The organism is Methylotuvimicrobium sp. KM1 (genome assembly GCF_044788715.1).
Classification (GTDB): domain Bacteria; phylum Pseudomonadota; class Gammaproteobacteria; order Methylococcales; family Methylomonadaceae; genus Methylotuvimicrobium.
Window position 1 is genome coordinate 3,050,012 of record NZ_CP173170.1, and the last position, 21,141, is coordinate 3,071,152.

General features: G+C 45.8%; 22 protein-coding genes and 1 tRNA gene. 14 read left to right on the forward strand and 9 right to left on the reverse strand.

Going from position 1 to position 21,141, the window contains the following annotated elements; translation table 11 throughout:
* From ACINK7_RS13100 to ACINK7_RS13115, 4 genes are all read right to left on the reverse strand, one after another.
* Positions 1-450 (reverse strand): response regulator, encoded by a 450-nt coding sequence (locus tag ACINK7_RS13100; RefSeq protein WP_404355763.1) that lies wholly within the window; start codon positions 448-450, stop codon positions 1-3.
* Between the two features lie 61 nt (positions 451-511).
* Entirely contained in the window at positions 512-2,035 is a 1,524-nt protein-coding gene (locus ACINK7_RS13105) for a fumarate hydratase (protein WP_404355765.1), read from the reverse strand.
* Positions 2,036-2,364: 329 nt separating this feature from the next.
* Positions 2,365-4,143 carry a hypothetical protein gene (locus ACINK7_RS13110; RefSeq protein WP_404355766.1) on the reverse strand — a complete coding sequence of 593 codons (1,779 nt, stop codon included), beginning with the start codon at positions 4,141-4,143 and terminating at the stop codon, positions 2,365-2,367.
* 51 nt (positions 4,144-4,194) lie between these two features.
* Positions 4,195-5,331 carry a methyltransferase gene (locus ACINK7_RS13115; protein WP_404355768.1) on the reverse strand — a complete coding sequence of 379 codons (1,137 nt, stop codon included), beginning with the start codon at positions 5,329-5,331 and terminating at the stop codon, positions 4,195-4,197.
* A 170-nt stretch (positions 5,332-5,501) separates the two neighbouring features.
* Here ACINK7_RS13115 and ACINK7_RS13120 point away from each other — a divergent pair, with 170 nt between their 5' ends.
* The 3 genes from ACINK7_RS13120 (at position 5,502) to mtgA (ending at position 7,805) form a co-directional block, all read left to right on the forward strand.
* Positions 5,502-6,152: a 2OG-Fe(II) oxygenase gene (locus ACINK7_RS13120; protein WP_404355769.1), complete on the forward strand. Its 651-nt coding sequence runs from the start codon at positions 5,502-5,504 to the stop codon at positions 6,150-6,152.
* A 251-nt stretch (positions 6,153-6,403) separates the two neighbouring features.
* Entirely contained in the window at positions 6,404-7,003 is a 600-nt protein-coding gene (locus ACINK7_RS13125; RefSeq protein WP_404355771.1) for a c-type cytochrome, read from the forward strand.
* A 73-nt stretch (positions 7,004-7,076) separates the two neighbouring features.
* Entirely contained in the window at positions 7,077-7,805 is a 729-nt protein-coding gene (gene mtgA, locus ACINK7_RS13130) for a monofunctional biosynthetic peptidoglycan transglycosylase (RefSeq protein ID WP_404355773.1), read from the forward strand.
* 78 nt (positions 7,806-7,883) lie between these two features.
* Here the strand turns inward: mtgA and ACINK7_RS13135 are convergent, their stop codons facing one another.
* The 3 genes from ACINK7_RS13135 to ACINK7_RS13145 form a co-directional block, all read right to left on the reverse strand.
* Positions 7,884-8,486: a DUF1353 domain-containing protein gene (locus tag ACINK7_RS13135; protein WP_404355775.1), complete on the reverse strand. Its 603-nt coding sequence runs from the start codon at positions 8,484-8,486 to the stop codon at positions 7,884-7,886.
* A gap of 185 nt (positions 8,487-8,671) precedes the next feature.
* Positions 8,672-9,223, reverse strand: a complete 552-nt coding sequence (gene def, locus ACINK7_RS13140; RefSeq protein WP_404355777.1) for a peptide deformylase — start codon at positions 9,221-9,223, stop codon at positions 8,672-8,674.
* Between the two features lie 296 nt (positions 9,224-9,519).
* Positions 9,520-10,395 carry a LysR family transcriptional regulator gene (locus tag ACINK7_RS13145; RefSeq protein WP_404355778.1) on the reverse strand — a complete coding sequence of 292 codons (876 nt, stop codon included), beginning with the start codon at positions 10,393-10,395 and terminating at the stop codon, positions 9,520-9,522.
* 117 nt (positions 10,396-10,512) lie between these two features.
* Here ACINK7_RS13145 and ACINK7_RS13150 point away from each other — a divergent pair, with 117 nt between their 5' ends.
* From ACINK7_RS13150 to ACINK7_RS13200, 11 genes are all read left to right on the forward strand, one after another.
* Positions 10,513-10,839 (forward strand): EthD family reductase, encoded by a 327-nt coding sequence (locus ACINK7_RS13150; protein WP_014148296.1) that lies wholly within the window; start codon positions 10,513-10,515, stop codon positions 10,837-10,839.
* A gap of 22 nt (positions 10,840-10,861) precedes the next feature.
* Positions 10,862-11,482: a hypothetical protein gene (locus ACINK7_RS13155; protein ID WP_404355780.1), complete on the forward strand. Its 621-nt coding sequence runs from the start codon at positions 10,862-10,864 to the stop codon at positions 11,480-11,482.
* Between the two features lie 43 nt (positions 11,483-11,525).
* Entirely contained in the window at positions 11,526-12,422 is an 897-nt protein-coding gene (locus ACINK7_RS13160) for a poly(3-hydroxybutyrate) depolymerase (RefSeq protein ID WP_404355782.1), read from the forward strand.
* 179 nt (positions 12,423-12,601) lie between these two features.
* On the forward strand, positions 12,602-13,549 hold the full coding sequence (locus ACINK7_RS13165; protein WP_404355784.1) for an MBL fold metallo-hydrolase: 948 nt from the start codon (positions 12,602-12,604) through the stop codon (positions 13,547-13,549).
* Positions 13,550-14,753: 1,204 nt separating this feature from the next.
* Positions 14,754-15,722 (forward strand): toxin-antitoxin system YwqK family antitoxin, encoded by a 969-nt coding sequence (locus ACINK7_RS13170; RefSeq protein ID WP_404355786.1) that lies wholly within the window; start codon positions 14,754-14,756, stop codon positions 15,720-15,722.
* A 293-nt stretch (positions 15,723-16,015) separates the two neighbouring features.
* Entirely contained in the window at positions 16,016-16,573 is a 558-nt protein-coding gene (locus ACINK7_RS13175) for a recombinase family protein (protein ID WP_404355787.1), read from the forward strand.
* A 314-nt stretch (positions 16,574-16,887) separates the two neighbouring features.
* On the forward strand, positions 16,888-17,247 hold the full coding sequence (locus ACINK7_RS13180; protein ID WP_404355789.1) for a hypothetical protein: 360 nt from the start codon (positions 16,888-16,890) through the stop codon (positions 17,245-17,247).
* Between the two features lie 19 nt (positions 17,248-17,266).
* Positions 17,267-17,575, forward strand: a complete 309-nt coding sequence (locus ACINK7_RS13185) for a hypothetical protein (RefSeq protein WP_404355791.1) — start codon at positions 17,267-17,269, stop codon at positions 17,573-17,575.
* A complete protein-coding gene (locus ACINK7_RS13190) occupies positions 17,572-18,207 on the forward strand; it encodes a hypothetical protein (protein ID WP_404355793.1) in 636 nt (211 codons plus the stop codon). Before ACINK7_RS13185 ends, ACINK7_RS13190 begins: the two co-directional genes overlap by 4 nt.
* Positions 18,208-18,317: 110 nt before the next feature.
* Positions 18,318-19,154, forward strand: a complete 837-nt coding sequence (locus ACINK7_RS13195) for a hypothetical protein (protein WP_404355795.1) — start codon at positions 18,318-18,320, stop codon at positions 19,152-19,154.
* Between the two features lie 93 nt (positions 19,155-19,247).
* Positions 19,248-19,424, forward strand: a complete 177-nt coding sequence (locus ACINK7_RS13200; RefSeq protein WP_404355797.1) for a hypothetical protein — start codon at positions 19,248-19,250, stop codon at positions 19,422-19,424.
* A 32-nt stretch (positions 19,425-19,456) separates the two neighbouring features.
* Here the strand turns inward: ACINK7_RS13200 and ACINK7_RS13205 are convergent, their stop codons facing one another.
* Together ACINK7_RS13205 and ACINK7_RS13210 are read right to left on the reverse strand one after the other, a co-directional pair.
* Positions 19,457-20,938, reverse strand: a complete 1,482-nt coding sequence (locus ACINK7_RS13205; protein WP_404355799.1) for a DUF6538 domain-containing protein — start codon at positions 20,936-20,938, stop codon at positions 19,457-19,459.
* A 94-nt stretch (positions 20,939-21,032) separates the two neighbouring features.
* Positions 21,033-21,123 (reverse strand) — tRNA-Ser (locus ACINK7_RS13210).
* Between the last annotated feature and the right edge of the window lie 18 nt (positions 21,124-21,141).

Here is a 21,141-nt window from a genome sequence, read left to right on the forward strand (position 1 = left end):
TCAACTCTTTTTAGGCAGTCGAGTCAAAGTAAACCAATAATTATCAAGTTGCCGAATCGCATCGATAAATTGCGCCATATCGACCGGCTTAGTGATGTAACTAGCCGCTCCGAGTTTATACGAAGCCACGACGTCTCGCTCGACATCGGAAGTCGTCAACACCACGACGGGAATAGCCGAAAAGTGCTCGTCTGTTTTGATAACACTTAAAAACTCCCGACCGTTCATGCGCGGCATGTTTAAGTCCAATAAAATCAAATCCGGTTGGGGAGCATTTTTATAAACATCGCCTTCGCGCCGTAAAAAATCCAAAGCATCACGCCCGTCCAATACGTGATGCAACTGGCAATAAACTTTATTTTCTTTGAGAGCCGACTTCACTAAATGGGCATCGGCCGGCTCATCTTCGACCAGCAAAATATCGAAGGGTTGGCTATTTTCAATTAACATGTTGCATATTTTGGTGATTTTCGTGTGTTTGGTGGACAAAATGCTTTATATAGGATAAAAATCATTCCGGAACCACCGGAATTTTGCCTATCTTAGCTTGCCATTGTTTTGGACCGCTCTTATGAATAGACTCGCCGTCGACATCGACCGCGACCGTGACCGGCATGTCTTCGATCACGAATTCATGCACGGCTTCCATGCCCAAATCTTCGAATGCGACGACTCGCGATTTCCGTATCGCTTTCGAAACAAGGTATGCCGCACCACCGACCGCCATTAAATATACCGCACGATGTTTTTTGATCGCTTCAATGGCAACCGGACCGCGTTCCGCCTTGCCGATCATGCCGATCAAACCGGTTTGCGCGAGCATCGCCTCGGTAAATTTATCCATGCGCGTCGCAGTCGTCGGGCCCGCAGGTCCGACAACTTCATCGCGAACCGGATCGACCGGACCCACGTAATAGATGAATTTGTTCGTAAAATCAACGCCCTCAGGCAAAGAATCGCCACGCTCCAGCATCTCGACGATCCTCTTATGGGCTGCGTCGCGACCGGTGAGCAGCGTGCCGCTTAGCAATAATGTTTGACCGGGCTTCCATGTTGCTATTTCGTCCTTGGTAACGGTGTCTAGATCGACCCGTTTGGCGATACTCCCACCTTCCCAGGCAATTTTCGGCCAATCCTCCAAACGCGGCACCGGCAGTTCGGCCGGCCCGGAACCGTCGAGTTCGAAATGGATATGGCGCGTTGCGGCGCAGTTCGGAATCATCGCAACCGGTTTATTGGCAGCATGCGTCGGATAATCCTTGATCTTAATATCCAAGACCGTGGTCAGCCCGCCCATGCCTTGTGCACCGATACCGAGTGCATTGACCTTTTCGTACAACTCCAAGCGCAATTCCTCAAGCGCATTGACCGGTCCACGCGCGATCAACTCGTGAATATCGACCGATTCCATGCAAGCCTGCTTAGCGAGCAACATTGCTTTTTCGGCGGTACCACCGATACCGATGCCTAATATCCCCGGAGGACACCATCCCGCGCCCATCGTCGGTACGGTTTGCATAACCCAATCGACAATGCTGTCGGACGGATTCAACATCGCAAACTTGGATTTAGCTTCGGAACCGCCGCCCTTGGCCGCGATTTCGACTTCGATTTTATTTCCGGGAACGACCTCCATGTATACGACCGCCGGCGTATTGTCGCGCGTATTGATGCGTTTGCCGGCCGGATCGGACAAAATCGATGCACGAAGTAAGTTGTCGGGATGCATGAACGCGCGCCGAACGCCTTCGTTGACCATATCGGTCACACTTATCCGAGCATCCCATCGCACGTTCATACCGATTTTCAGAAATACCACGACGATGCCGGTATCCTGGCAAATCGGTCGATGTCCTTCGGCACACATTCTGGAATTAATCAAAATTTGTGCGATTGCATCCTTGGCAGCCGGACTTTGTTCATTTTGATAGGCTCGATACATCGCCTCAATAAAATCACCTGGATGATAATAAGAAATGTATTGCAGCGATTCGAATATGCTTTGGATAAAATCTTCTTGGCGAATCAATGTCATGCACAATTACCTGAAATATTGGTTATTATACCCATCGTAGATCAAAATTCGGCACCGGGGCGCGTCAAAGGACCCAGCCCCTAAATTAGTAAGACTATTAACCATGACCGATGGGCTATGGAATTTAGGGGCTGGGTGAATACGTCCATGTAGGCTCTATGCCAGCTCCATGCTGGCAAAGCCTTTGCCGATCACCCCGGTGCCTCCTTAGGCACTGCCGAAATTTGAATTGCGAAAGGTATAGTTTGGACGCAGCTTTCTTTGTTGCTGTATTTAATATTTTCGAAACGTTTTTAGATTAATGAACGCTTATTGCTTGCCATCAATCGTCACCGCAACCTCTCGATGAAGCTTTTATCGATCCGACAGCCGCCGATTTCAGGGTAATCGGTCAGGCTTTGCTCAAAGTCTCGAAAAGTCGGATGCTGAAAAGCAATCCGCGAAATTTTTCCGGATTGAATTTCAAATTCCATTGCACCGCCTTTCGGCCAAGGCGAACCGTCTTGCGTCGTGAACATCAATAAGCCGATATGGCCTAATGGCTTGCCTTGCTCGATGGCCGGCCGCGTACAACTCAGCTGATCGATATAAAGCCACGAAAAAACTTGTTCGAATTGTTGATACCCGATCACTACCCCCTCTCCGGGCATATAGTCGATGTCGAGCAAGCTCTCGAGGCCGAATTCGCCAAGATGATTCTGCAATAGCACCTTACCCCCTCCCTCTTTAAGGGTAGCGATCAACGGATAAATCTGTCGCGCCATTTCCGCCGGATTTTTGTTCTGAATCACCGCGGTCAATTGACGCCCGATCGATTGTACCGGTCCTAGCACGTTTTCTTTCTTTTGACGGGCATTCTGAATGGTCTGCCAGTCTTGTGCGCTATTGACGGACAAGCCCATCATCGCCATCGTTTGATAATCCTCATCGATCAAACAGCCGGAAAAATTGCGGCTTCGAAATTGTTGTAGCGTTGCCGGTCGAAGGTCATCGGCGATAGCGCGAATTTTCGGAATATTGTAGTTCGACCAATCCGGGGACTGAGCGAGATAATAATAAAGCACTGCATTTCGGTCGAATTTATTAAAACCTAAGCCTCGCAAGGCCCGCTTTAACTTACGGCATTGGCTTTCAACTTCGCCGTATTTCCTCCAATCCGGCTGCAAATTGGGCTTCTCATCGATTGGAGTTTTTTCCAGTAACTGCTTGAGCTCGATATTGCCTTCACCCATACGAATCGGCATGCTCAATAACTCCTGCAACGAAACATCCCTCGCACTAGGTATCCCTGCGGAAACTTGTTTGAGCAATAATGACGAGCGTATTTCCGGATAAACCCTCAACTCGCCCAATTGTTTCGGTCCGCCTGAGAACGGATTGCCGCCTTCGACGACTTCATAAACCGGCAGACGCGTTTCTCTAAATACTGTCTTATTGCCATCGCTTTGAATAGCGAGCGGTAAGGTATGAGTCTCGGTACTGACTTTTGCTTCGGACGGCGTCGATACCGCAGTTTGTCCGATCGGACTCTGCACCCACTCGTCGGCCAACTTACCCATCACAGCAATGCCGATACCGACCCCGGTCAAAGCCAGAAGATTTGTACTTTTATGAACATCACCGATAATTTTGGATATATCGGTATCGCTCTGATTACTGGTCATGAATTGATAATCGATCGTAGTGTCCTTGCTTAAATCCAACCTTAACCATGGCGTTAGCGCGGCTTTGCGCGTTTCGAGATTGAAGTTGCATTTTCCGCTACTGCCTTGATAAACGAGCGCCGTAACCTCCTGCTTATAATTTAGCGCTTCGTTTTTAACTTTAAAAACGACCGCCGCTGTCGAACTTCCTTTCTCATAGCCGGAGCCTATTTCGCTGCAGCCCGTTTTGAGCGTACTATCGCCTTTTAACTCGAATTCGGAAAATAGCTGAACGTAATAGTCGTCTCCATCAACGGCTTGATAACCGCCGAGAGGCTTTAAATCATTTGCTTGAGCAACCGGATAATCGACCGCAATCTGGTGGGAAGTAGCGCATCCCGTTAGGACAAGACCAACCGCTCCAGCAAGTTGCAGCAGAAAAAAATTACGAAAACGCATACTCATACCTTAAATAATAAAAATGACATAAACGATCACTTTGTGTATTCGACTCGTTCATTCGACCATCGACTGCAAAATAACGAATTTACGATTAGCGGCAATAACCAAAACATTGCCGAATAATTTTTTCAACTCCAGATGGTAACCCAAGTGGCGATTACCGATGACCAGCAACTTCCCTCCTTGCTTTATGACTTCTCTAGCCTGCCGAAACATTTTAGCGGCGATCATATCGCCGACTGCATTCTGTTGATGAAAAGGCGGATTGCACAAAATCACATCGGCCGATTCTGCGGTAAAGTCGGACAAACAATCGCCGACACTAAAATTCGCTAACCTGCTCTCGCCGAAAGCCAATTTAAAATTTTCCCGCGCCGACGCAATCGCCATGAACGACTCGTCTACGAAATGAACCACTGCATTCGGATTGCGTTCAGCTGCAAGCAAGCCAACGATACCATTACCGCAACCAAGATCGATGATAGTTTCGGCATTGGGAAAACAACCGATATGCTCGATAAAAAACCGAGTACCGATATCGAGACTGTCTCGAGAAAACACATTGGCATGATTAACGATCGTATAATTCGTCCCCTCTAACCGATAACGGACCGGATAAGGATTTACCGGCAACGAAATATTATCGTCCAGTTCGGAAAAAATCAGTCGCGATTTTTTCCATGCCCTCGCGGTGCTTGTTGGACCGACAATCGTTTCCAATAAACGCCAAACCGTAGCGCTGAGATTTTTGACCATCCCGATTGTGATAACTCGAGTAGCCGGGGTCATGAAAGACCGCAACGAAATCAATTGGTATTCGAGCAATGCCAATGTTTTCGGCGACTTAATCACAATTAAATCATAACTTTGCTCGGGCAACTCGAGACTTGTCATCAACCGAACGCCGTCTATCGACAAGGCATTCTCGGAAAAATTTATTAGTGTCGCTTGTTGGCTTAAATAGGAGTCGGATAATGCAGACGGCATGAAGCCATGTAAGGCGACCGTTAGAGCACCGAAACTGTCATTAACGATCAAGACGCGAGCGCCAATAGAAGGCAATTGAACTTCGGACAGATAATTCAGCAAATATTCGTCGGAAGCATCGTATGCCCTAAGTTGCTCACGCCGACGTAAGGGCAAGCGCCGCAAGTTAAATCGACCTTGCGGGACCGATAAGAGATCAGCCATAAGAAAACAAATATTTTAATCGGCGGTTCTGTGGCATCATTGATGAAGAAATCGGCAAGCCATAATCGGCGCGATATTATAGCCCAGAATTAAACCTTATCTTTAGTCTTGCTTTTTTTGCATTTCAAGGCTAAATTCGCGCGGCTTTTCATTTACTTGAGTAATATTACTTGCAACCCAGCTTATTACCTACCACGACACCGACTCATCCGAAGCCTATTTTCGACGAACTAGCCGATCAATTGATCGATAGAGGCTGGCATGTCATTGAAAATTACTTCGATACTACGTTAATAAAAAGCTTAGTTGCCGACCTTAAAGCCTACGATAACGATGGCGAACTAACTCCGGCCGGCATCGGCCGGGGCATCGGCTTCACGTTGGACGAAAATATCCGCGGCGATAAAACCCGGTGGCTTACACGAAGCACCGATGCGCAAAAGCGCTATTTAGACGAAATGGACATGCTTCGTCATGAAGTCAACCGGCTACTCTTCATGGGCTTATTCGAATATGAAAGCCATTTTGCATGCTATGAACCGGGTGCTTATTATCTTAAGCATAGGGACAGTTTTCGAGGTGCGGCAGGGCGGATCTTAACGACAGTGGCTTACCTTAACGAAACTTGGCAAAACGAAGATGGCGGTTTTCTGGCCCTCTATAACCCGAAAAGTGAACAAGTCTTAGCACGAATCAAGCCTTTGGCAGGAACACTGGTCGTCTTTCTCAGCGAAGATATACCGCACGAGGTTGAGCCGACACACCGTCAACGCTTGAGTATTGCCGGCTGGTTTAAATGCCATACCGGCGAAGTTATCTAAGGAGCGTGGTTTTTGTAGCTCTCGATAAAATATGCATTCCCGCGACGATAGTAAAGGCCATGAAAACAAAAATGCCGTCTTAACGACGAGGTCCTTTGTCGAGCAACTCAAAACCAAAATTTGGCTAAATTGGGTATGTTTCCTTAGCACCAACTCAATAGCCTGTTATCAATTTCCGGCGTGTTTGGTAAGATACGGTCAGTAACTTACAAATTCGAAGCAATCTTCTCTTTATTAGGATCGAGACCACCATGAAAAAACCATCCTTAGCATTATTAGTCAGCGTACTGACAGCTTCAATTCCGCAAATGAATGTTCAAGCCGCGGATGTCGACGCCGGCCGAGCAGCTTTTGAAACCTGTCGAGGCTGCCACAGCATCCCCGCCTACAGTAATGCCTACCCGACTTATTATGTGCCGAAAATCGGCGGACAACGCGCCGACTATGTGGCTTCGGCATTGAAAGCTTATCGAGAAAAAAATCGCCCGCATGGCACCATGAAAGCCAATACCTATGACCTAAGCGATCAAACCATCGAAAATATCGCGGCTTATATTGAATCCGCGCCGGGCAAAGAAACCAAAAGCCCGGCCGGAGGCGATCCGGCAGCCGGTAAAAAACTCGCGCAATCCTGCCTAAGCTGCCATGTGGAAGGTAAAGATGCGCAAAGCAATGTACCGAGATTGGCCGGTCAATACGGCAATTATCTGATCAAAGCCATGCAAGACTATCAATCCGGCAAAAGAAATAACCCTATCATGCAGTCGATGTTACAAGGCTTATCCGGCGACGACCTGGAGAACATCTCGGCCTATTTCGCAAGCTTGAAAGGTTTAAACACTACCGATTAAAGCAGCACACTCACTCATTGCGACGGGCGCATGCCATTCGGCCTGCCCCGTCTTATTCTTACAGACTTATTATTTGAGATATTCCAAACGCAAACCCAAGCGTTCTTTTCTAAATAAGCTTAAGCGACTAACGCTTTATCTAGCGCTATTTTTCATAACAAGTTCATTGTTATCGGTCGTTTTGCTAAGTCATATACCGGTGCCTATATCGGTATTCATGCTTTATCGTCACGCAGAATATTTTCAACAACACCGGTCATTTAAAACAATCGATTATCGCTGGGTAAAGCGCGAACAAATCTCACGCAATGCCTTCTCGGCAGTCATTGCATCCGAAGACCAGCGTTTTTTTAGTCACCACGGCTTCGATTTCAATGAAATGCAGAATGCTGTCGATCAATACTTAAAAGGCGGAAAACTTCGGGGCGCCAGCACGATTAGCCAACAAGTCGCCAAAAACCTGTTTCTGACACCCTCCAAAAGCTTTTGGCGCAAAGGGTTCGAATTTTGGTTTACCGGACTGCTTGAAATGCTTTGGCACAAAGACCGCATTCTGGAAGTGTATTTGAATATTGCGGAATTCGGCGATCATCTCTTCGGCATCGAATCGGCCAGCCAACGTTATTTCGGCATACCTGCCAGTCAATTGAGTGCTTCGCAAGCGGCGCTATTAGCAGCGACGCTGCCCAATCCTCATATATATAAGGCAGACAAACCTACGCCGTATTTACTTAAGCGCAAAGCCTGGATAATGAAGCAAATGAAAAATTTGAATTACCGACATCGGCAACATTCATCCTAAATTCGGGCAGTTTAACCATGAAGCTCATGAAATTAATTCAGAGTGAGCAAAGCGCATAACACTTTGCCCATCGCATTTTTATAATAAAGGCTTAGTCGGCGTTTTATTCGCCTTTCTATGTCCTCTCCATACCAGCCATCCGCCCAACCATAACGCGAACCAGGAAATAAAATTAACAAACGAAAAACCGTTGATCTCCTGCCCCATCGATCTGAATAATTTATCCCAATCTTTTCGACTCTTATCTTGCCCATAAGGCTCGACAACTTTATTAGATGTGACTTGCCAAAGCTGTGCATACATATAGGCATAATCATGTACTAACCCGGGAATCAGCAACAAACCGGTCGGACTCAATAGCGCCCATAATGGTCTCGGAATCGAAGCGCCGTCGAATTCAAAGCCTTTAGGGATTAAAATCTTGGAACCATCGGACAATTCGTAATACCAATTTTCGGTTAAAACCCATTTTCTGACTTCAAAAATCGAAGCCACTATTTTTTGCAGTTTTGTTTTTTGATTTTTTGTCGGTATAGGTACCGGCTTAACGGCCGGCATTGAATCTAAAGAAATTGCAGGCAAGGCATCTAATTGTATAAATATTTTGATTATAAACAACAATAAGTAGCCGGCCAGGAGCACAGTGGCAATCCAGCCAATCCAGTAAATGAAATCAAGCATAACTCCCCCTCCAAATTATTTTATTGAGGCTGATAAGAGCCTACTTTACTAACCACTAAGAACCTGGCTTCCTATGACTTGAAAAAACGGTAATGTTACAAGGACGAATAGAAAACCGTCTTAATCTTACGATATACACGAATCAAATTGCAAAGAAATTAATTTTAATTTCAAAAGCTTAACTATCATGCCGCACTACCTTCGGTAATCAATTTCTGAAACTCCTGTTCCGAAACGATATCACGATTCGTTTCGACACGATCGAGATAAACCAATCCATCCAAGTGGTCGTATTCATGTTGAAAAACCCTCGCGACAAAATCCTCCAAAATCAGCGTCTGACTGACTCCCTGCTGGTTAAGATAACTAACGCTAATTTTGCGGAACCGAGGTACTAAAGCCCGAATGCCGGGAATACTCAAACAACCTTCCCAATCCTTTGCGATCTCGTTCGATAGCACATTAAATTCGGGATTGACCATCACAGTTGGATCCATAGTTGGAGCCTTAGGATATCGAGGCGTGGAACGCGAAGCGACGATCATTATCCTAAGCGATTCGCCAATTTGCGGAGCGGCCAACCCAACCCCCTCGGTACTTGCCAATGTTGCTTGCATCGCAGCAATTACATTGATCACAGACGGATCGTCGACTCGTTCGACCGGCATGGCAATTCGCCTTAGGACTTGTGCGCCGATTTGCTCGATAGCGCGGATGTTTGTATTACTATTCATCATTTTTCATTACTCCCTTTATACTCAAAAAACGGCTAACTTTATGAAGGTATGGGGTGTGGCTAGCGAGGATGTCGGCAGCAGGGGTTGCTGCCGTCAAGCCCCATGGATGGGTTTACCCAGCACCTAAATTATCCAGGATAGTTAACCATAGACAATGAATTATGGAATTTAGGTGCTGGGTGAACGGCGGTCCTCGATAGACATATCCCATACCTTATTTTCTTAGACGGTTTTTCGATCAAAAGGGAGTAGCCTAAAAAATCCTACAAAAGAAGCCGACTCAAAAGCCCGTTCGTCTAAAAGCCTTGTTGTAATTTTGCGATCAAGGCTTGCCGTTCGGGCTTCGGCGATACTTGCGTTTGAAATATCGCATGGATATCGCGGATTATTTCAGGATCGATCAAGTTGCGATAATCGACAAGTTCAGTATCTTTAGGGACAGAAAATTCAGGCATCAATGCAACACCCATGCCGGCACGAACCATATTCAAAATCCATTCTTCGCTATTACTCCGATAGGCCGCATATAATTCAATATGTAAATCCCGACACACACTTTTAAGTTTTTCGCGTAACTCGCAATTGAGCCTATCTAGATAAGGTTCGGATTGCAAAGCTTTTAGATCGATATTCTGCATTTGCTTAAATCGATGCTGATTACTGAAAACGACGACGTAACGCTCCCGGTATAGCAATAACGACTGAAAGGGGCGGACCGGCAAAGCAATCGGCGCGCTGATCACCAGATCGAGATAACCTGCATCCAATTGCCTCAGTAAATTACTCTCGGTATCGACAATCAACTCCAGCTCGATACGAGGAAAATCGCGTTGAAAATCTGCGAACACCGGATTCAAGCTCTGCGAACCGATCGTATTCATCATGCCGACACGAATAGGCACCGTATTCAAACGGGTAAATCGTATCGCTTCAGCTTTGATGGCCTGCGCTTCAAGAAAAATCCGGCGAAGATTCGGTTCGACCAAACGACCTAACGCAGTTAAATGGCATCCCCCTCTATCCCTTACAAAAAGTTCGCCGCCCAACTCCTCCTCAAGCTTTTTAATTGCTTGTGTCATCGATGGCTGTGAGACATAGACCGCTTGTGCTGCGCGTGTGAACGTGCCTTTATCGCAAACCGCCAGAAAGTAACGAATCTGATGCATTTCCATAACAGCTAGCCTAATTGCATAGAGAAAAGCTATTCTTTCATAGAAAGCGGCTATTTTACATAATGAATAAATAGTTGTTACATAACGCAGCCTATTAAAGAACTATACGAGATACTTATGCAAGCGGCAAAGTTAATTGTCATGTATCCTAAACCGACCGACCTGGATGTCTTCGAGCACCGTTATACAGAAGAGCACGTACCTATGGCCGTAGAAAAAATGGTTGGTAAAACACGCTTCGTCGCCTCATTGATAACTTCGACTGCCGATGGCAAGCCGGCGCCCTATCACCGAATAGCCGAAGTTTATTTTCCGTCGATGCCGGCTCTAGAAGCCTGTTTAAATTCAATCGGCGGGCAGGAAACGGCTAAACATGCCGTTGAAATTTCGAGCGGCGGCGCACCTTTATTCCTAATTTCCGAAGTCGAAACTGTCGACTTTTAGCCAACCCCAACAGGAGACTGTGATGAACAAAGGCATAATAACTACAAAACGTTCACGGATCTTAACCTATCGTCTTTTTTTCGAGCAGTTGTTGATCGCAGCTTTTTTACTCTCGAGCTTGATTATCGTTTCACCGGCGCATGCCCATCGGGGGGCGGTTGATGAAATCGACGCCTGCAATATCCGTGTCGGAGTCGATAGCGTCCATTTCACCGCTTATACCCCTGAATTATCGGGCAGCAAAGGCTATTGCAACGCGATTCCGGACGTCGGTCAAACGCATTTGGTCTTTGACTACGGCGGCAAGGCTTTACGCACGATCGACGTGGAATTCGAGATCACGAAAGAGCCGGAAGGCACCCGAATTTTTCATCAAGAACCGCAAAAAGTCAAAACCGGATCGTTTAGCGGCATTGTCGACTTTAGCCAGTACGGCGCAGGAAATTATTTGGCCCATATCACGATCGTCGACAACGATAAGCAACTCGATTCGCATATCCCTTTTTCAGTAGGCCTCGAAGATCCCGACAGCTTCAATTTTAAGCCATTACTGTTCGTATTCGGCTTATCGGCTTTTGTGGTACTGGCATTTATGTATGTGAGTAAGGATAACGATAAACCTAGCGACACGCCGGAAGCCTAATCTGAAGCGCATTTAACCCAATTTCAAAATCCGGAATGCGTCAATGATTGATTTCTCAACTATCAAACCCCACCTGACCAAACGAAACATATGGCTGGCAGCGATTTTTCTGCCACCCATTCTGTTAGTGTTAATCATGACGTTGATGGAAACCGGGAGCAGTGATTATGCTCAGATGGGCAACGCCGTTTATCGGCCCGAGTCAATTCAAGGCCGGTGTCAAACGGAACAGCTAAAAGGATCAGCCGGCGCCACTCATGGCGAATCCACCGAAGATGGAATCAAGTATAACGTCCGAACACCTTTAAATTACGATCCGACATTCCCTCACCCGTTGTTATTGGTATTATCGCCTGCCGGTTCCAATCGAGCCAAAACCGAAAAAACGACCGATCTAACACTGGCGGCAACAACCGCCGGTATGATTGTCGCTTATGCGGATCATCCGCCTCTATCGCCCACCACGACCGTCGAACTCGGCACTATTCCCGAACTCATCGCCAAAAAATGGTGTATCGACGATAAAAGAATCTATATCACCGGTCATTCCGATGGAGGCACCTCCGCCATGGCCTTGGCATTCATGTCCGGCACCAAGCATATTCCAAGCGCCATTGCTCCGAGCGCGGCCGGCATCAATTATCAGGAATTGCGCCAACGCCGTTGCCCCGACCCGATTCCGGCCATGATCATGCATAGCGCAAAAGACAAGCTGTTTCCGGGTTATGGAAAGGAATCGGCGGGTTGGTGGGCGATATGCAACCAATGCGACCCGATCCCGGAACCGCTCGATAATGGATGCAGCGCTTACACGAACTGCGCTAACGGTATAAAAACCTGGTACTGCGAAGGCGATAAACCGCATTCGCAATGGCCGGATATCAACGCAACGTTGATTGATTTTTTTGTTGCATCAGACCAAAAAGAAAAGCAACCTTAAGCTCGACGAACCAAACGTGAGTTTCATCGATTATTTCAAACAATTGCTAAGGAGTAAAAAACCGCAAACGCTAGGTAAGGCCTGAATCCCGGCGCCGAATTTTAACTGCAATGGGTATATATGACGGCCGTTCCTTAGCCGACCTAGACCCAAATCATCCCAACAAACAGGAGGCGAACATGAATCAAGCAAAGCTCCAAACTTTAGCATTCACCTTGGCGATTGGCCTGACGAGCTTAGTTTTGGTCGCTTATTCATCAACTGCTGCCTCTAGATCAAAAATTCAGTTGCAAGTGTTGGGTGCCGGCGGTCCGGAAATCAACGACCGGCGCGCGGGGAGTTCTTATTTGCTCCGTATCGACGATAAAGCGGTAGTGATGATCGATACCGGCCCCGGTAGCAGTCTTAATTTCGAAAAAGCCGGCGCTGATTTCAACGATTTGCAGGCCCTGTTATTCACGCATTTTCATGTCGATCACAGTAGCGATTTTCCAGCCTTGGTAAAAGGCTCCTATTTTACCGACCGAAAAAACGACTTACCGGTCTATGGCCCATCAGGCAATGACCTTATGCCTTCGACAAAGGAATTTGTCGAGCAATTGTTCGGCAAAACCGGCATCTACCGTTACTTAAACGAATACATCACCCCCAACAGCCCGAGTAATTATAAAATACAAGCACATAACGTCCGTTTCGCTAAAAACAAAATACAATCATTCAACATTGCACCGAATATCGATATCAACGCCATTTCCGTGCATCACGGCCCCTTGCCCGCTTTAGCCTGGCGTATCGACGCAGGAGACTGTCGCGTCACGATTTCCGGCGACACCAGCAACCAATACGAAACCTTGGTTAAACTAGCCGAAGGCTCCGACCTACTGATCGCCCACCATGCAATACCGGAACAAGCAACAGGAGCCGCCCGAAATCTGCACATGCCGCCTTCGGAAATCGGCAAAGTCGCTCAAGCCGCAAAGGTCAAGCATTTAGTCTTATCGCACCGCATGCGGCGAACCGAAGGCTCGGAAGAAGAAACCTCGGCAATCATTCGCAAGCACTTTACAGGACCGATCGATTTTGCCGACGATTTGGAGAGTTACCCCTTGACCGGCTGTGGAAAGTAGCTACTGACCGTACCTAACGCCCATGAAGACCCCGCCATCGCCCCAACAAATGAAAGTTCGGCGTGGCCTAACGGGACCCAGGGAGGAATACCATAAGCTAAACCAAATTGACTAAGCGTTCTAAGCGACAGGGTAACATATTGATATATTAATTATTTTAATGCGTTTACCCTGAATTTCTGCCTTGATGCCTTGATCAACTTTGAACTTTGACAGAGACTATACGAAATTGAATTTTTAAAGCTTCGCTAATCAATTTGCGGTATTTCCAAACTTACCAACACAGATAGTCGGTAATCAAGAACATTTATCCAAAAAATTGATACGTCTTCCTGTTGGGCATTGGAAAGGATGAAAATTCTGAATCTTCAATACGAATGAAAATTTCTGGAAAGAATGCTTTTATGATAGGATTTTATTGACTTGCTTTATGGATAAAAGCACATCAGAACAAGAATTAGATAAGTTACCTAAAAATTGATGATTGGGTAACTAACTGTAAGATTTTTATCTATAGATCCGTAGGCTACGGTAGAAGTTAAGGCACGCTTAAAGCTATTGCTATTTTTATATATAAATCAATAACTTTCGAGGAGTAATGGCGGAGAGACAGAGATTTTATAAAACCGCCAATAAACCATTGATTTTCAACCCCTTTTGTTAATCCTCAGAATTTTTATGTAGCAAGTCTCTGTCACCGCAAAGATTAGCCCAACTACGCACCGCAATCAATCCTTTCGTTCCTTGTAATCTTTGGCTGACAGATTTTTATGAGAGCATAACCGATAATAAAGTTGTCATGTCTGAAAACTGAACTTTGTTTAATTGCCGGTAATGACAAAAACATAATAAATACTTATAAAAATGGAATATAAAAACATGAGACTAACTTTGTCATTTGCATTGTCATTCAATTTATTCGGTTGCGTTAGCACTCAATATGAAAAAGCCATTTCGGTAACAAAAGATGCGAACGGAAATCTTATATCAACAACCGTAACCGAACGGGTTATACAGCCTAATCAGCAAGGCTGGCCGGTAAAGTTTGAATACTTGAATGGAATTCAGCCCTGAGCTTTTAAGTTTTTTCTTAGCATATAAAAATGAAAAAATTATTTCATTAAAACCGCGCGATAACTATTTGCAGCTAATCTAATCGCCACTTATCAACCAGAGTATTTATTCCTTTAACGTCTAAATAAATATGAAAGCAAATATAAAATTATCAATTTTAGTAATCTGTTCAATGAACCTATTTGGTTGTGATAACACCTCAGCAATATTAGAAAAAATAAGGGTAAAAGAGCAAGTTGCTAACGTAATTCAGATAAGAAATGAAATCGCTTATTTGCCGAACTCAGATGTTCCATTTACTGGAAAATATGAAACATGGTATGAAAACGGCCAAAAGAAACATGAGGCTCATTACAAAGACGGGAAAGAGGATGGCTTAGATACCTTATGGTTTGAAACCGGACAAAAGAGTCGTGAGTTGAATTTTAAAGACGGGAAGATAGATGGCTTAACAACCTTATGGTTTGAAAACGGACAAAAGGAAGGTGAGGCTCATTACAAAGACGGGAAGATCGAGGGTTTAGTTATCCAATGGTATAAAAACGGTCAAAAAGCAGCTGAGTTAAATTCCAAAAACGGTATGGATGATGGCTTAGCTACTTATTGGTATGAAAATGGCCAAAAAGAATCTGAGATCAATTACAAAGACGGAAAGGAAGATGGCTTAAAATCCCAATGGCATGAAAACGGCCAAAAGAAATCTGAGACACCTTACAAAAACGGAAAGGAAGATGGCTTAAAAGCCCAATGGCATGAAAACGGCCAAAAGAAATCTGAGACACCTTACAAAAACGGGGAGAAAGATGGCTTAGAAACCTTTTGGAGTGAAAATGGCCAAAAAATGGCTGAGACACCTTACAAAAACGGGGAGAAAGATGGCTTAGAAACCTTTTGGAGTGAAAATGGCCAAAAAATGGCTGAGATACCTTACAAAAACGGGGAGAAAGATGGCTTAATGTCCATGTGGTATATAAATGGTCAAAAAGCAACTGAGACCTCTTTCAAAAACGGGAAGGAAGATGGCTTAGAAACCTTTTGGAATGGAAAAGGCCAAAAGATAGCTGAGCACCATTACAAGAACGGAAAATTACTTCATTAAAACCGCGCCATCACTCTTTAAAGCTGATTCAATCGCCACTCACCACCGCGCGCGGTTTTGATATCAAGCTGATTCATTTCTTCGACCATTGCGCGCTGAGTCTATCCGCGCGCTTTCCCTGTCCGGCCTCGATAGCTCATCCTATACTGTAAATAAGGTATACTTTATTTAACACCCTCGACACCCACCGCAAGCCCGCATTCCTTTGTGTAAATAAAAGTCTATTTGCATTTATTTTACACTGTGTTAATATGTGTCTAAGACATAATTTTACACATAAGGGGAATGCAAGCATGAAAGGTCAAAACGTTGGATACCGAAGAGTAAGCACAGCGGAACAAACTACTGACAGGCAATTAGTTGAAGTGGTTTTAGATGTGGTCTTTGAAGACAAGGCTAGCGGCAAAGATGCCAAACGTCCAGAGCTTGAAAGATGCCTCAGTCATTTACGCGCCGGCGATACGCTGCACGTTCATTCAATCGACCGACTTGCAAGAAACCTTAAAGATTTACAGGAAATCATCGAATCATTAACGCTCAAAGGCGTAACAGTCAAATTTTACAAAGAGCACTTAACGTTCGAAGGCTCGAATCATTCACCCATGCAAATGTTAATGCTTCAAATGCTTGGCGCGTTCGCACAGTTTGAGAGGACCTTGATTAGAGAGCGTCAAGCAGAGGGTATTCAGGCAGCAAAGGCACGCGGTCAAAAGTTAGGCGCACCAAGCAAATTATCAGCAGAGCAGATTGAAGAGCTTAAAGCGCGTGCTGCAACCGGCACCGACAAAAGCCAGCTTGCCAAAGAGTTCGGTATCTCACGACCGACCTTATACAAAGTCATCGCAGCTTGATCGATGAAACGACCGCCCACTAAGGGCGGTTTTTTTTGCCTTAAAAACGAGTGCAACGAATCCACCACCAGAAAGCACCGCCCTTCCTGCCGCAGCCCCAAAGCAGGCAAAATTATATTGTTTCTCTAAACAAAACAATACCTATATCAATTATCATGCCATCCTGTAAGCCACGAATATAAAGGCTTTCAGAGAGTTGGCGCGTAATCATGCTAGGCATTTTTTTATTTCTTTTTCGTGAACAATAAATTTTTGCCTCGACACGAATTTTTTTGTAAAATATTGTTGTTTTTCAATTAAATGGACTATTTAAAATGGATCGATACAAGAAACGAGGCCCTAAGCCAATTTTGGGCAGACCAATGACCGCATTGGAACGCAAGCAACGCCAGCTTATCAAGCGCCGGATTCTTTTAGACACGGCAAAGGCTCGCGACTATACGCCGATCACCACCCTAATCAGCAACTCTCAAATCAAAGCCCTTCAGCAGCTCGAAGCCTATCCGGATCAGCCAGCCAACGAGCGAATGAACCTACTCATCGAAGAGGCAATCGCTCAATCACTTCAAAGCGAGATAGCGCCGGATAAACACACCGGCAACCTCGAAACAATCTATCGAGAGGCGCGGCAAGCATTCGCCGAATTTCAGGAGCAACAACGCGCCAACGCATAACATCAAGGAGATTTTTAGAATGGACGCAACAACCGCATTTTTAAACCGCAGCGAAGCAGCGCATTACCTGCACACCCTTTTCGATGAGCAAGTCCAGCTTGGCAACGTCGAAGATCACCACCCAAACTTCTATAGTCTGCTCGTAGAGAATCAGCGCAACCCCAAAAGCGCCAGCGCCGTAAAAGTTGGCTATCTACGCGGTAATCGCCTCAAGTATTCGCGCGTCGATTGCCTTCGAATCAATAAGCAGGTTATGTTCACTCGAACAACGCTTAAGGAATGGTTCGAGCGTCATTATTTGCCGGTCGTCATTAAGAAGGCAGCATGACAGGCAAGGTCAAAACGCCGGATCAAATCAAGCGAGCGATCCTCTTACGCGAAGTAGGTTATACCCTTGCATCGATCACAGAGCAGACCGGCATAAGCCCCACGACATTAGCGCGTCATTTCAGGACACACAAACCAATCAAAGGCACGTTAAAGCCTGAAGCAATCGCAGAGGCACGGCGGCAGCTCATCGAAGACGGCGGACTTGTGAACGAGCTCAAGCATCAGATAGCCTCAACAGTCGTAGACGATTACGCGCAATTCCTCAGGCTTCGAGAGGCGACAACCTTAACGCTCGAAGAGCTAATGAATGACGGCGGCTTGCCAGCGCATTACAAAACGCGCGGCTTGGCGGCGATTGCGACAACCTTGCGGCTATCTCAGGAATTGGCGCGTAAAGCATTAGGCGCGGATAACTTGCAACCTGAGCCGACAGCTTTACCAGAGCTGACCGTTCGAGAGCTGACCGTAGAAGAAATTGAAGGTATGCGACAGGAACAACGAGAGTTATCAACGCTCTTCGAAGTGGGCAATTCTCCGGACGATGATGAGGTAGTCGAAGAGTTCGACGACAAACACAACCGGCTTGACGATATGACAACGGCAGCCAGACGACAGAAAGCAAACCCTTAGAAAAAAACGACCTCAGCGGAACCCTATTTATTCATCACCTGAGGTCATTTTGAAAATTTGGAAATAAAAAGCCCCATAAGCGCGCCAACGCTGGGGCTAGGACTTTACAAGTGAAACAAAATTATACCCGAAGAACGGCGAATTTGAAAGCTAGGAAGAAAGCCCATCGTGCAAAAAAAATCCGCAATTTTCGAACAACGTCAGAGATCAATAAACGCCTCTTCAGCAGAGACGCTATGCGGCTTGCAGCGGATTCGGTAAAGGGTTTTTTAGAGGGGACTATAGTATATATAGATTTACTATCTAACCACCTACCAAAAACCCTTAACAACAAACCCTATCACCTACCGGAATGGCGCCATATATCCGAGCAGGCTAAAGGCTGCTTCTATCAGTTGGCAGGGGCAGACATAGAAGCACAATCGGACCTTATTGCAGCACCATTCACATTTAACCTATCTGTAACACTATGGAAGGCAGCAGCAGAAGACAAAAGCCCAGATGTGACTTACCTACAGCACCGCATTAAAACAACGCTAAAAAGGGCCTTAAAGCGCGCTCCTGACTTCTGGTTTGCCTATGAGCTAAACCATTCACCCAACAACACCGGAAAGCCCCACCTTCATGGCACGATACTTCTAAAGCCTACCGAATACAAAAAAGCCCGTGATGCCTTTCACCAGATGAACGGCAATGTATCGCCAGACTTTAAACGCCATGCAATAGTATTTTCATCAGGCAAGCGCCAGCGCCAAACAAAAGAGCTGGGCGGTATCTATACCAACCTAAAATGGGCCTTATACTGCACCAAAGAGCGAGGCTTTACCCGTTACTTTTACCTTCCCCGTCAAAACACCGTTACAGCTTCACGATTACTTGCACAGGCCGCGAAACAATATTATCAACAAACTCGACAGCATCAAAGTAACGTAATAAGTCACCGCTAACTTACTGAATTAACTAGAAATCATCCTTGCTTGTATCAAGGTGCAAATGATATAAAAGCGCCTCAAATTAACCATCCAAAAGGATCATTTCCCATGCAAGTAACCACTATCGGACTTCAGGAATTCGCGGACACGCTCGAATCACTGCAAAATTTGAAAACAGAGAGCGCAGGTCCTCAGCTCATCCACACCGGCAACATCGGCAATAAGGTTGTCATTCTCATGCAAAATGGCGCAACCGACACCGCAACGCGCATAGAATTGGGCTAAAAACCGACATTCCAGCGCAACCCATACCTACCCTATGCCTTACGCGCCAATCGGCTTAAAATTGGTGCGCAGGGCTTCACAAAATCAATATCAAAACTTAGTTTCTCAATCGTTGCCGCCTTGTCAGCGAGCGGCACCTTTAGCGCATCTTCATCGACATAGCTGAGCGATACAGCCGGAACTTTGTTACCTGATTCATCAAGCACATCATTTTCATGACCGATGATGGGCAAGATTGCACCCAGAAAACCGCCTTTATACGCATGGGTTAAAACGGTCTTCCGAAATCCATGCATACCAGTGAGCGCCCTTCCTTTGGTCGAATCACGAAGGCCGATATCTTCCAAGAATCGCCGGAAATCATGCCCAGCACTATCGCCAGCTTTTGCGCCTTTCTTTTGCGCCCATTGCGGAAATAGGCGGGTATGCCCTGCCTTACGGACAGACTCAACGTAATCTAGAAAGCCCAATTCGATCAACCTTGAATGAACGGGAACAACACGGACACCGGCGGCAGTCTTAACGGATTTTCCCTCACCATCATTGTTAATTGACAGATACAAAACGCCGGAATCGTCCAAAATCACATCCTTTTGCGGATTGATTTGACATATCTCGGAAACCCTAGCGCCCGTGAACAATCCGACAACAGGAAGCCAAAACTTATGAACCCCCTTTCCATTTTTGCAATGCTCTTGCATTTCTTCGCAGGTAAACAACTTTACAAGCTCAGTATCTTTGAAAGCTCGTTGTTTACCTTCGGGCTCATCACGGGAACCGCTGTATTTAATCGAACGCATATCAACATTATCGAAAGCGCGTTCGTATCGTGCACGCGTCCAGTCTATTAACTGACTGATTGATGACTTGTAACTTTTGAAGGTCTTTAAGTGGGCTTGTTTGCAGTAATCGGCGCAATGACGACTAAGGTCAATGTGTCGTATTTCATCTACGTGCTTATCGCTAATTGAATCAAGAAGGCGCGGTAAGTTTGTTCGATGTTTTCCAAGCATAGCCTTTTTTGTTGGATCATATTCAGCCACAAACTCATTGATAACGGCAGATAACAAAGGAGCTTTGCTTTTTGATGTGACCGAATCCCCTGCACCACCGGATTGAACAACGCTCCGCTCGCCCCTGGATTGGACAACGCTCTTTAGTATCTCATTTTCAGTCTTTAGGACGGTCTCCGCTTTAGTTTTGAGAATTTCAAGCCGACGATCAACTTCAATATTCCTAAGCTCATCATTGTGCATTTGCTCTTTAAGGCTCAGTTTATCGCGCAATGCCTGTATACGGCGTTTTTCGGTCATATCCATAGTTCGAGCCTCATTAAACAGAATCAACGCTTCAGCGGCCATTTTTAAAGCCAGCGGCACAGCTTCAGCGCGTCTTTCAGTTTTAAGGCTTCGGACAACTTCACGACATTGAAATATATCTCGCAGATCAGCGGGAATGGCGATTCGGAAACTAAAACGGTTTCCACGCCTAAAAAGGTAGGGGGTTCCTGACATATCGTAACGCCAAATGTAGCAACGTTTTGTAGCAAACGCTGTTTCAGGGTCACGACAGGAAAAAATATTTTCCTTATCAATCAGTTAGATATGTTGGCGGAGAGACAGAGATTCGAACTCTGGGTGGGCTACAAACCCACGACGGTTTTCAAGACCGCTGCCTTAAACCACTCAGCCATCTCTCCGTGAGCCGCTTATGATAA